This is a genomic window from Flavobacterium sp., from assembly GCF_027531905.1.
Classification (GTDB): domain Bacteria; phylum Bacteroidota; class Bacteroidia; order Flavobacteriales; family Flavobacteriaceae; genus Flavobacterium.
Window position 1 is genome coordinate 50,216 of record NZ_JAPZSU010000016.1, and the last position, 11,452, is coordinate 61,667.

The following is an 11,452-nucleotide window of genomic DNA, read 5'->3' on the forward strand; positions in this document are numbered from 1 at the left end:
TCCGCTTGGTTCTCCAATGTTTACTTTCAATTAGAAAAGTACTGCATCTTCAAAAAAGATTCGTGAATCCTTGCTTTTGTTGAACTATTCAGTTTGGCCTCGAAGTATAACAAGTAATGACGATTACAAACCTGTTTTCTTCCGTATGAATTTTAATTATCCAACCATTTTTTAAAATCATTAACCCTTTCCCTGCTTACAATTTTGGCATCGGTATCTAAAAATTTCGTTGAAATGGACAAACGACTATTGAAATAAGTATTCACTTTTTCAATAGATTGTATGTGTAAAATTATTTTTCTGTTGATGCGGAAGAAATTTTTGGGTTGCAATAGCGTTTCGAGTTGGTCTAAGGTATAATCGATTAAATGTTGACTGCCCTTATTGGTTACCAAAAAGGACAAACTTTCTCTGGTTTCAAAATGATGAATTTCTTCGGTCTTTATGGTATCGATCGTTTGGCCTGATTTGACTAAAAAACGAGTTTTATACTCTTTATTTACTAGCTGATAAGCTTTGGCAATGCTCGAAATAATGTCTTTATGTTCTAATTGTTGCTGTTTTTTGAACTTCTCCATTGCAAATTGCAATTCTTGTAGAGCAATGGGTTTCAATAAATAATCAATGCTGTTTTGTTTGAAGGCCTGAATAGCATAATTATCAAAAGCTGTGGTGAAAATAATAGGAATTTCGAGTTTTATTTGATTAAAAATTTCAAAACTATTGCCATCTGCCAAATGAATATCCATGAAGATTAAATCAGCATCTAACCCTTCTTTAAAAGCAGTGACGGAAGCCGTAATGGTATCAAAATACTTTATCACAATAATTGAGGAATCAATTTTTTGTAAAAGAACGGTTAAATGTTCCGCCGACAACTTTTCGTCTTCAATAATTACAACTTTCATTTCTTTTGAATTAAAGGCAAAGTTACCTTAAAAATCACACCGTTGTTTTCAATAATCACTTTTTCATCGGTGAAAAAGGAATAGCGTTGTTCTATATTTTTCAAGCCTGTTTTAGTACTGTTTGTAACGTTGCTTCTAGGCAAAATTGGATTTTCGATGATTAATGTATTGTGATGCGTATAAATTAAAACTTTCAACGGATTGGCTTGAGAGGTTTCGTTGTGCTGAATCGTATTTTCTACCAACATTTGCAAACACATTGGTAATAAGAAATCATTTTTTTTATGCTCCTCGACATTAAATTCGAACAAAATACTGTCTTCAAATCGTATTTTTTGCAAGTAAATATAATGATTTAAAAACGCTAATTCTTCTTGCAAAGGCACTAATTCGGCATTTTTTGTATCCAAAACATAGCGATAGACTTTGGCAAGTTCATTGATAAAAAAAGCAGCTTTGTCTTGATTTTTATACACTAACGAAGTTAAAACACTCAAATTATTGAATAGAAAATGAGGATTAAGTTGGCTTTTCAAATTTTGCAATTGAGCGTTGATGCTTTCGGTTTTGTATTTTTCGACTTCAAATAAGCTGTTTTTCAGAGCATTAAAAAATTCAATACCAATCTTGATAGCCAAAAGAGCAAGGGTAAATAGAATTGCTGGAGGAAAAATTTCTATCATTTTACGATTGATAACCCGACCATCTCCAAATCGTAATTGATGCAATATATACATCAAAGCAAATAGGGTGATTGAGGTATAGACCACCGTTAGCATACTCTGAATAATCAGCCTTTTTTTTGCATTTACAATCCAAGGGTTGCTCTTGTTGAGTAATTGGTCTATACTTTCATTGCCTTGCCAAATGATTAGTACAATTGCGGCTATAAATAGTAAGTCCCAATCAAGAAATTCATCTAATCGAAAAAAAACGATTTTGAAAAAAAGGGTGATTGCAATTGTAATCCCTAATTTGTTGACGATTTCAATTCTTGAATTTTTCATTAAATATGTAATTTATAAATAAAATTTGTAAAGAAATCAATTAGTTTGCTATGTATCTAACATTAAAATAGTTCTTTGAAACGTATAAATAAGCGCGATTAGTCCTATTACAATGGAAACTATTTTTGTAAAATATTTTTGATACCAAATTTTAGTAATGAACCATTTTGTAAATAAAAAAAATACGGCAAGTATTATAAAGACTTGTGCCAGCTCTATTCCAAAAGTAAAGGCCAGCAAAGCATTTATTGTTGACTTTTCGGGTAGATGTAAATTCAAAAAGGCACTTGCAAATCCAAGACCATGCAGCAATCCGAATAAAAAAATCAATAGCAATCGTGTATGATTTATTTTGGGGTAAAAAATGTTTTGTAACGCCATTACAACAATGGAAAAGGTAATAAGTGGCTCGACAATGTTTAGGTTTGGATTAATCCATCCAATGCCTGTTAAAATCAAGGTTATTGAATGTGCTAGTGTGAACATACTGGCCTGTATGATACTTGATTTTAAATTTGAATTCAAAAAAAATAAAGCCAAAATAAATAGAATATGATCCAATCCCAAAGGTAACACATGCTTGAATCCCTCTACTGTAAATTGATAAAATGTGCTAATTGTAGCAGCAAATGAATGGTCAATTGTTGTATCCATTAACCATTTATTATTAGTTAAAGTTAGCTTAACTTCTTGGTTGTTAAAATTGTTTAGAACACACTGATATTGCGGGAAATCTTTCCATAATAAAATAAATTCGCATTGATTGTTGGGTGTGTTTTTAAAAAATGTGTTTTTAATGTAGAAAGATTTAATATCTGTTTGTTTATACTTTAATTCTGCAAACAAGGTGGTTTCATGTCCAAGAATAACGCTCAGATTTGTAAGATCTACGGTTTCATTATTAATAGTTATTTGGCAATTATTTTTGAAATGTTTGATAACTAGTTGGATGAATTCTTCGGGAGTTTTGTAGGCTCCTTTTTTAAAATAGAAGTCCACCTCACCTTCAAATGCGGTGAGGGAACTTTTTAAGACTACTATTTTTTTACCATCTTTCTCATAAATCATCAAATTAGAGAAATCTGGTTGATGTGCATAAGCAACATTTATAAAAAAAAACACGATCAATAAATGAGTGAATTTCATCATTTTAAAAGTATTTTAATTTACGTAAGCGCCAGCTAAACTATTAATAAAATTATTTGCCCCTGCTTTATCTACATGGTAATGATACCCTCGCGTAGCATCTGTATGCCCGCGACTTGCGTCTAAATCAGTATATTCTGCTCCTGAAGCACTTAATCTTTCGTACATTCCAAAACCGTCTAATGCGTAACCTATCATAGCAGCATGACCATCGGTTTGTAATTTTTTTGTTGTCATTCCTGTTGCAGCATGATAGTGATACCCTGCACCCAAATTGATATGTCCTCCTGCATCATCAAACGGTGCTAACGTATAAGCACCTAAAATTGCATTTACAGGTGCTGGAGCATCAAAAATTACCCCATTGAATGCAATTCCTCTAGTAGAAGGACCTGTTGATCCTGGTCCTGCACCAAAACTGATAGGAGAGGTTAATTTTATTGGTTTGACAGGAATATAAATTGTTTTTGTTAACGTAGAAACGTAAGACGGTAAACATTCTACGCAATAGTTTTTATAGGCAGCACCCACATTTGGGTTTGCAGCCGCTTGACAATCTGCTTGCGTTAGCGTTTTGGTTATAGCTCCAGTAGTAGTATTGTACATTTGCCAAGTAGTATTTTTGTAAAAAGTGGCTAAGTTTTGGATAAATGCGCCATCCACATCGTATACGTTACCACCTTCTAACCAAATTCCTCCTTTGCTTTTATCATCGCTAATATTTGACGGGCACCAAGGGCCTTGCGCATGGTCAGTTGGGGTACTTTTGGTTACAATTTTATAGCAATCAACAGTTGATCCGTTGGATAACGTTTTAGAAACTACACTAATAGGTTCCGATAATCCCCCAGCTAGAAAATTTGTAGGATCTACATTTACCACTATAGAATTGGTATCAGTGATTTGATCCTCATCATTGCTTTTACTACAACTTAGAATAGTTGTCATTAGGAATAAACACACTGTAAAATGGTTTATTTGAAATTTTTTTACATTCATTTTAATTTTTTTTAATGGTTAGTGAAGCGATCATAATCTCTTTGTAAAAACTTTATTCAATACTATTTAAAGAACAAGGATTTAAGTTTCAATACTTATTTCATGATAGCCACCTTGTACGAATAGTTGTTTATTTTTTTTTTTTTTAGTTCATATGAGGATTTCCTTCTCGAGGTGGACGAGTCGTTTTTTCGAGTTCGAGGTATTTGTCGAATAAATTTTCTGGAATTATTTTTTTAATTTTATTGTCCCTTATTTTTGCTAGTGCTTCTACTTTTGATTTTTCGGGCATACGAGGTGGATTCGTTTTTGAATCAATTGACTTATCCATTTCTGTAAAAAAATCTTTGAATACATCACCTACTTTTTTTGTTTGGTTTTTGTCTAGTTTGAGCGGTAGGCATATTTTTTCCGAAACCATTTTTAACCGTTGTTCTAGGGTAGGAGGTCTGAGTCCTTTGCTATCGTGAGGTTGAGCCAAGCAAATACTGGTAAATAAAAGACTAAGACAGACGGTTACTACATTAACTAATTTCATAATTGTTTAAAATTTAATTACTTCTAATTTTTCTGTTTTCCTTTGATTTAAAACTGAATTTTCTACAACAAATTAGGAAAGCGACCTAGTTGATACGTGTATCGTACCGTTTTTTTTTTTTGTCTACCATAAGTTTGTGAAAACACATGGTTTTGATTAATAGCGTTTTGAACGTCAAGAGATGTGGTTTGGGTAACTTTTTATTTTTACTCTATAAGTACAAAACCTCCTTTACTATCTAAACGATAATAATTTTTATAAAAATCAGAATAGGCATCCGATGATAAGACTACCTTACCAGAAGCTTGCGAACTGGCTAAATCAATCCGTGTATATGCGCTACCAATGTCATTAAGTTAAGGAATAAATGATAAAATGATTGCTGATTTTTGATTAACGATTTTTGATTTCTGATGTATAAGATGCTGAAAAGCATGTAATTTTTTACTCACTTGCTACAAAATCTAAAATGCTTCGCCAGTTCGCTGCCAATGTCATTAAGTTAAGGAATAAATGATAAAATGATTGCTGATTTTTGATTAACGATTTTTGATTGCTGATGTATAAGATGCTGAAAATCATGTAATTTTTTATTCACTTCCTCCAAAATCTAAAATCAAAAATCGTTAATCTTCAATCTAAAATCCCTTAACTTAATGACATTGAGTTCGCTGCCGCTCGGGTCAAGAATCGTTAATCTTCAATCTAAAATCTCTTAACTTAATGACATTGTATGCGCTCCCGCCCGCATTTGTAAAACATCTAATTTTAAAAACGCTTCTTCCATGGCAATAGCTACAATACCCTCTTTACCCAAGCAACTACGATAGTAGGCATTACTAATTTTTTGTAAACCAAATAAGTGATGCTAATGTCATATCTTTTTGGTTCATTCTTTTTCTAAAGACTTAATATCTTCTAGCATTTGTTGCATTTCTAATGTCAAAGTGCCATTGTATATTCCTCTTATTCTTTTGGTTTTGTCGACCAAAATAAAGTGTTCGGTATGCAAAAATTCGGAACTGTCTTTGCTGAAGCCAATATCTTCTTCGGCAAAATATGATTTACGCGCTAAACGATAAATATCATTTTTAGCACCTGTCAAAAAATGCCAATTGGGGTTTGCTATTTTATTTTGTTTTTTATAGTTTTTTAAAACCGTTGGCGAATCAATCCAAGGCGTTACAGAATAAGAAAGTAAAACGATATCGGAATGATTTTTTAAGCTATCATTTACGATTTTAAGGTTAGTGGTCATTATGGGACAAATACTTCCGCACGTGGTAAAAATAAAATTAGCAACGTGAATTTTGCCTTTAATATCTTTTTGAGAAATGAAAACGCTATCTTGATTTAAAAATCTAAAATCAGCAATTGTATGCGTTATTTCAGAAGTATCTGTAATAAAAAGAGGCGAAAAAGTCGGTTCGTTGTAATAAGGTAAATGAATAGCTACGTCATTTTTCTTTGAACAACTTAATAGCATAACGCTACTTAACACTAAAAATACTATCCGATACATTTTTGCAATTTTTTGTTCCCAATAATCCATATCTTTTTCCATTTATAATGACATAATTGGCTCTAATTTTGCCTGTATCATACCATAATTTTTGTGCACCTTCTTCTTGCCCGTTTTTGAAATGTCCCAGATGACTTAATTTTCCATCAAAGGTCCATTCTCTTAATTCGCCTTCATAAGCATCATTGACTGCCATGAACTCAAATCGTTTCTTTCCGTTTACCCAATAAGCAATTTGTTTCCCATTTTTTTTTCCTTTAGAATAATAACGTTCTTCCAAAAGTTGCTTATTGGGATACCATTTTTTGCAATTACCTTCTAGTTTTCCATCAACAAAACCTTCAACAGCAATAGTGTCTTTATTCGGATAAATATCAAATAAATAGCCCGAAAATCTATCCTTATTAAAGTAAACTACATCATTTACTATTCTAATTTCAGTTGATGATTTTAAAACATATTTTTTAGGAACCTTTGACTCATTATTTGAGCAGGAACAAACAAAAAGCAATAAAAAAACCTGAAGAATAAATTTCATTTACTGAGAAATCGTTCCGGGTGTTCCATAAAAGCCGTTTCCATTTAAATAGGGTGCTTCGTCTGTAAAATGGTAATGATAAATTCCGTTTGGATAATCAACCGTTGCATGAGTATGACCGTGATAAACATCTAAAATGGCATTAGTGACTGTAGCTCCACTTTCCTCTTTTGGTCCATAAACAGGAAATCCATCCAATAAAAATCCCATCAATCCTGATTTCGTAGATTTTACAGTTGTTAAATACAATGGTTCCACATGATAATGATACACCCCTTGCTGTTGTGGATGTCCGTAATATTTGTCGAAAGAAGCAATTTCGCTTGTCAAAGCTTGATTGTTTGGCCCTGCATATTGATTGAACAAGGCAACTCCGTTTAAAGCAATTCCCATTGCTCCCAAAGGCGTTGCAGCATGAGTAGCAGCAACCGTAGGATTCAAAGGAATTTTCAATGTAGCCGTTTGTTCAACAATTGAATTTGGATTTTTAGCAAAAGTAGTTCCTCCAAAGGTAGTTCCACTGTAGGCTTCGTATAATGCGTTTGTTGTTGCATAATAAGGGCTTTTGTGATCCGGAAGGTTTTTAGTTTTAATATAAATATAGGTTCCATCACTGGTGATACTGGTTGCTCCGTATATTTTTTTATAAACAGCCGGTACTTCAAAAGTGTTAGAAGAATCATCGGAAGAACTGTCAGAACTACAACTAGTTTGGAAAATGGCAATTCCGAGACAAACCAAAATACTTGTTTTAAATTTTTTCATAGCTTATTCATATTAAGTTTTTTCAAATGTATAAAGTTAATAACTTTATTAATAGGTAGTTACTGTTGAGTTGTTGAAAAATCGTATTGAATTGTATTTTTTTAATGGCAAGTAAAATCCGAGACAAACAAGTTGGAATGATTACTGATGTTCAGATTAAAACTTCAGCATTGTTCTAAATACAATAACAATCAATACTAAACTACTTTGACAATAGAAGTACAAATGCAGCTGCGGAATCTTTTAATGCAAAAATAAAAGCCTTTAGAAGTCAGTTTAGAGGGGTAAGAAAAATAGATTTCTTCTTATTCAGATTATCCAATATTTTTGCTTAATCCCCAACTTTTGAACTTGATCCAATAAAATGATATAAAAAGGTAGGCATAATAAAGTAGTATTGATTGGATTTCTACTACTAACTTTTGAATTTTTGAAAAACAGAGAAGAATGCTAAAATGAAAAAAGCACCTCGTTGAGGTGCTTTTCGCGGAGAAAGAGGGATTCGAACCCCCGGACCTGTTACAGTCAACAGTTTTCAAGACTGCCGCATTCGACCGCTCTGCCATTTCTCCAGTAAGTCGCTATCATTTCGTGATTGCGAGTGCAAATATAAGACTCTTTTTTGGTTGTGCAAATGAATTTTTATAAAAATTGCACCTTTTTTTTGAGCTTTTTTTTAATCATTTCATTTTCTATGTTTTAGGAGAAGAAAAAAAATAAAAAAAAATATATAAAAGCTTAATAGTTTACGTATTCTGTAATTTCAAGGCCGTAGCCTATCATTCCAACGCGTTTTTCGTGAGCAGAATTGGTTACTAGACGTATTTTTGAAATATCAAGGTCGTGAAGAATTTGTGCTCCAATACCAAAATCTTTGCTATCAATTTTTATTTTAGGCGCTTTGAGTTCACCGTTGGCTTGTAATTCTCTCAATTCAGCAATTCGGCTCAACAAGTTTATCGCTTGCATGTCTTGATTGATGAAAATTACCGCTCCTTTACCTTCTTTGTTGATGGTGGTAAACATGTCGTCCAACTGTTTGTCGGCGTTGTTGGTCAAGGTGCCTAGTAGATCATTATTTACTTGTGAAGAGTTGATTCTTGTTAAAATAGACTCTCCTAAATTCCATGTGCCTTTGGTCAAGGCAATATGGACTTGTTTGTTGGTGGTTTGTTGATACGCACGTAATCTAAAGGTGCCAAAACGGGTTTGAATGTCGAAATCTTCTTTCTTAACAATTAGACTGTCGTGTTGCATTCTATAAGCAACTAATGCTTCTATCGAAACCAATTTCAAATCGAATTTTTTAGCCACTTTGACTAATTGAGGCAAACGAGCCATGGTTCCGTCTTCGTTCATGATTTCTACAATGACTCCAGCAGATTTAAAGCCTGCTAAACGCGCAAAATCAATCGCAGCTTCTGTATGTCCTGTTCTTCTCAAAACACCGCCTTGTTTAGCGATAAGCGGGAAGATATGTCCTGGACGAGCTAGGTCGTGTGGTTTTGTATTAGCATCCACCAAAGAGAGAATGGTTTTTGCTCTATCAGCAGCAGAAATTCCTGTAGTAATTCCATTACCTCTCAAATCTACCGAAACAGTAAAAGCGGTTTCCATTGGATCAGTATTGTTACTTACCATTACATGCAATCCAAGTTCTTTGCAACGACTTTCGGTAAGTGGTGCGCATATTAGTCCTCTTCCGTGAGTTGCCATGAAGTTGATCATTTCGGGTGTTACTTTTTCGGCAGCAGCCAAAAAATCACCTTCATTTTCTCTGTCTTCATCGTCAACTACAATAATGACTTTGCCTTGACGAATGTCTTCAATTGCTTCCTCAATTGTATTGAGTTGTATTTTATCTGCTACCATGTGTAGTATTAATTTTTAGAAGGGAATAATTTTTTAACCAATTTTTGAAAGGGTTCTGTTAAACGATCCATATTGATGATACCAATGTCGTTGATGGCTCTATAGGTTAACAAAATAGCCAAAGGAGTTAGTATTATAGAAGCTATCCAAGCTCCCATGAAAGGGGTGAGGCCGTCTTCTTGCGAAACTCTTTTTCCGAAGGTGTTTATAAAATGGAAGGTGATAAATATCAAAACCGCAAATACTATAGGAAGTCCAATACCACCTTTTCGTATAATAGCTCCTAATGGAGCGCCAATGAAGAACATCAAGAAGCACGCATAGGCAATTACAAATTTCTCATGAATGACAAATTTATGGCTGTTGATGTTTTTTTGCTTTAAATTCAAATCAGAAAGAGTACCGTCAATACTTAGAATAGTACTTTGTGTATTGGCTAAAGCATTTTTGTAAACGGTTGCTTTTTCGTCATCTGTAAATATGGCTAGTGGATCATTGGGATTGATCTTTTTTGCTTTTTTTACCGTGTCATTCGTTGGGGTTGTGCTAGAGTTTAATGGGTTAGTGACTCTCTGATTGATGTTTTCAGAAAAAGATTTGACCTCTGTAGCTTTACTTTTTGACAAGGAATCGATGGTATAGCTTAGTTCCGATACGTCAAGCATTCCTTTGTTGTCATCATCGTCTTCTTCAACGGTTGTTGTGTTTAACTTTGACAAATCAATGTTGATGATATCTTTCTTAAATGAACTTTTTACAAAAGGCATTTTTTCTCGATCTTCATATTTGTTGGGTGTTACGTCTTCATAATAATAGCCATCTTTTAATACCAATTGCAATAAATTTGATTCTTCGTTGCTAATCAATTCGCCAGTTTTGGCTTTGATTACGGTTTTGTTACCGTCGCCCATTAATGATTTTTTATGAATGGTAACCCCGCTCAAAAAATTACCTTTCTCTCCGGTTTTCTTGTTCACTTTGATGTTGTAAATTCCAACCGTGTTGAATTGTCCTTCAGCTATAGCCAAAGCTGGCTTTACTTGAGCAATGTTTCTTCTGAAACTCATAAATTTATATTCGGCATAGGGAATTACGTTATTGGCAAACATAAACGCCACAACGCTCAAGAAACAGATAAAAATTACTAAAGAACGAAGGCAACGTTGTAATGATATTCCAGATGATTTCATGGCTGCCAATTCATAATTTTCGGAAAAACTTCCAAAAGTCATGATGGAGGCTAATAAAACGGAAAGTGGTAAAACCAAAGGAATAATCCTTGGCATGGCAAACAGTAAGAATTTGATTATCATTATAAAATCCAAATCTTTTCCAGCTAATTCTGTTATAAAAAGCCAAACCGTTTGGAGAATAAAGATGAAAAAAAGGATAACAAAAACCGTAGTAAATGTAATCAAAAAGGATTTTAATAAATATTTGTCAAGTATCTTCACCTATGTTTAATCTAATTTATTGATGTAGTAATTGGGGTATTTACTCGGCACAAAGGTAAATTGATTTTTTGATAATGGCTGATTAGTTTTAAAAGAATTAACGGTAAGTGTGGTTTTCGTTCCTTTTTTTCCAAATTCGATTAAGTTGTAAATATGCTTAGTTCGAATGTCAATTCCTAGTAGGATTTCCTTTCTTTGATCTTTTGCATTTGTTGGAACCAGTTTTACATATTGTATTTTTCGACCTCTAACATCTTGAACAATGTCCATGGTGTATTTGTAACCCGAGTTGAAAAAAGTCAACATTTTTGAAGGGGTAATAGCGTTATCGTCATTTTCATTCAATTTAGAAATCGTAATTTCTTCATCTTCAGGAACGATAGTATAGGTCTTTTTGCCATCAAAAAGTTTGGTAACGCCCATGAAATTGAGCACGTACATGTTTCCTTTTAAGGTAACATTTCCTTTGCTATCTTGATTGATGTTTTCTTTGGCATTTTGCAAACTATACTTAAAGTCAATGGTAATGTTGTTGTAGCTTTTTACTTTGCTAGTAACTTGTTCTAATAGGGCTTTTGCTTTTTTGTCTTGGGCTGATGATGAAAAAATAACAAAAAATAAGGCGATTGTAGTAAAGAACGACAAAATAGATTGAAACTTGTTATTTGAATGAACAAGGGAGTTTTGAATACTAGGGAACATG

12 protein-coding genes and 1 tRNA gene are annotated in these 11,452 nt (G+C 33.3%); 1 reads left to right on the forward strand and 12 read right to left on the reverse strand.

The features are described from left to right. Window positions 1-152: 152 nt before the first annotated feature. The 8 genes from O9307_RS05325 to O9307_RS05360 form a co-directional block, all read right to left on the reverse strand. Entirely contained in the window at window positions 153-908 is a 756-nt protein-coding gene (locus O9307_RS05325; RefSeq protein ID WP_298296070.1) for a LytTR family DNA-binding domain-containing protein, read from the reverse strand. Further along, the gene (locus O9307_RS05330; RefSeq protein ID WP_298296072.1) at window positions 905-1,915 is read right to left on the reverse strand and encodes a sensor histidine kinase; all 1,011 of its coding nucleotides are present in this window, start codon (window positions 1,913-1,915) and stop codon (window positions 905-907) included. Before O9307_RS05330 ends, O9307_RS05325 begins: the two co-directional genes overlap by 4 nt. A 48-nt stretch (window positions 1,916-1,963) precedes the next feature. After that, on the reverse strand, window positions 1,964-3,064 hold the full coding sequence (locus O9307_RS05335) for a HupE/UreJ family protein (RefSeq protein WP_298296074.1): 1,101 nt from the start codon (window positions 3,062-3,064) through the stop codon (window positions 1,964-1,966). Window positions 3,065-3,076: 12 nt separating this feature from the next. Beyond that, window positions 3,077-4,060 carry a YHYH protein gene (locus O9307_RS05340; protein ID WP_298296075.1) on the reverse strand — a complete coding sequence of 328 codons (984 nt, stop codon included), beginning with the start codon at window positions 4,058-4,060 and terminating at the stop codon, window positions 3,077-3,079. 145 nt (window positions 4,061-4,205) lie between these two features. Next, window positions 4,206-4,598, reverse strand: coding sequence for a hypothetical protein (locus tag O9307_RS05345; protein ID WP_298296077.1), 393 nt, complete (start codon window positions 4,596-4,598; stop codon window positions 4,206-4,208). 889 nt (window positions 4,599-5,487) lie between these two features. Then, window positions 5,488-6,120, reverse strand: coding sequence for an SCO family protein (locus O9307_RS05350; protein ID WP_298296079.1), 633 nt, complete (start codon window positions 6,118-6,120; stop codon window positions 5,488-5,490). After that, window positions 6,089-6,658, reverse strand: coding sequence for a toxin-antitoxin system YwqK family antitoxin (locus tag O9307_RS05355; protein ID WP_298296081.1), 570 nt, complete (start codon window positions 6,656-6,658; stop codon window positions 6,089-6,091). Before O9307_RS05355 ends, O9307_RS05350 begins: the two co-directional genes overlap by 32 nt. Further along, the gene (locus tag O9307_RS05360) at window positions 6,659-7,423 is read right to left on the reverse strand and encodes a YHYH protein (protein WP_298296083.1); all 765 of its coding nucleotides are present in this window, start codon (window positions 7,421-7,423) and stop codon (window positions 6,659-6,661) included. Window positions 7,424-7,617: 194 nt separating this feature from the next. Between O9307_RS05360 and O9307_RS05365 the strand changes: the two genes are divergently transcribed. Continuing rightward, window positions 7,618-7,758: a transposase gene (locus O9307_RS05365; protein ID WP_298296183.1), complete on the forward strand. Its 141-nt coding sequence runs from the start codon at window positions 7,618-7,620 to the stop codon at window positions 7,756-7,758. 152 nt (window positions 7,759-7,910) lie between these two features. On the opposite strand, the gene O9307_RS05370 is transcribed toward O9307_RS05365, so the two are convergent. From O9307_RS05370 to O9307_RS05385, 4 genes are all read right to left on the reverse strand, one after another. Further along, a tRNA-Ser gene (locus tag O9307_RS05370) sits at window positions 7,911-7,995 on the reverse strand. A gap of 166 nt (window positions 7,996-8,161) precedes the next feature. Next, complete coding sequence (gene ribB / locus O9307_RS05375) at window positions 8,162-9,295, reverse strand: 3,4-dihydroxy-2-butanone-4-phosphate synthase (RefSeq protein ID WP_298296085.1); 1,134 nt, start codon at window positions 9,293-9,295, stop codon at window positions 8,162-8,164. 8 nt (window positions 9,296-9,303) lie between these two features. Continuing rightward, a complete protein-coding gene (locus O9307_RS05380; RefSeq protein ID WP_298296087.1) occupies window positions 9,304-10,749 on the reverse strand; it encodes an LptF/LptG family permease in 1,446 nt (481 codons plus the stop codon). A 6-nt stretch (window positions 10,750-10,755) separates the two neighbouring features. Next, window positions 10,756-11,451 (reverse strand): outer membrane lipoprotein carrier protein LolA, encoded by a 696-nt coding sequence (locus O9307_RS05385; protein ID WP_298296089.1) that lies wholly within the window; start codon window positions 11,449-11,451, stop codon window positions 10,756-10,758. Between the last annotated feature and the right edge of the window lies 1 nt (window position 11,452).

Excerpts from the sequence above, each read along its gene's own strand:
- O9307_RS05330 (WP_298296072.1), bottom strand. The coding sequence starts at position 1,915 with ATGAAAAATTCAAGAATTGAAATCGTCAACAAATTAGGGATTACAATT.
- O9307_RS05335 (WP_298296074.1), bottom strand. The coding sequence starts at position 3,064 with ATGATGAAATTCACTCATTTATTGATCGTGTTTTTTTTTATAAATGTT.
- O9307_RS05350 (WP_298296079.1), bottom strand. The coding sequence starts at position 6,120 with ATGTATCGGATAGTATTTTTAGTGTTAAGTAGCGTTATGCTATTAAGT.
- O9307_RS05360 (WP_298296083.1), bottom strand. The coding sequence starts at position 7,423 with ATGAAAAAATTTAAAACAAGTATTTTGGTTTGTCTCGGAATTGCCATT.
- O9307_RS05385 (WP_298296089.1), bottom strand. The coding sequence starts at position 11,451 with ATGTTCCCTAGTATTCAAAACTCCCTTGTTCATTCAAATAACAAGTTT.
- ribB (WP_298296085.1), bottom strand. The coding sequence starts at position 9,295 with ATGGTAGCAGATAAAATACAACTCAATACAATTGAGGAAGCAATTGAA.
- O9307_RS05345 (WP_298296077.1), bottom strand. The coding sequence starts at position 4,598 with ATGAAATTAGTTAATGTAGTAACCGTCTGTCTTAGTCTTTTATTTACC.
- O9307_RS05325 (WP_298296070.1), bottom strand. The coding sequence starts at position 908 with ATGAAAGTTGTAATTATTGAAGACGAAAAGTTGTCGGCGGAACATTTA.
- O9307_RS05355 (WP_298296081.1), bottom strand. The coding sequence starts at position 6,658 with ATGAAATTTATTCTTCAGGTTTTTTTATTGCTTTTTGTTTGTTCCTGC.
- O9307_RS05340 (WP_298296075.1), bottom strand. The coding sequence starts at position 4,060 with ATGAATGTAAAAAAATTTCAAATAAACCATTTTACAGTGTGTTTATTC.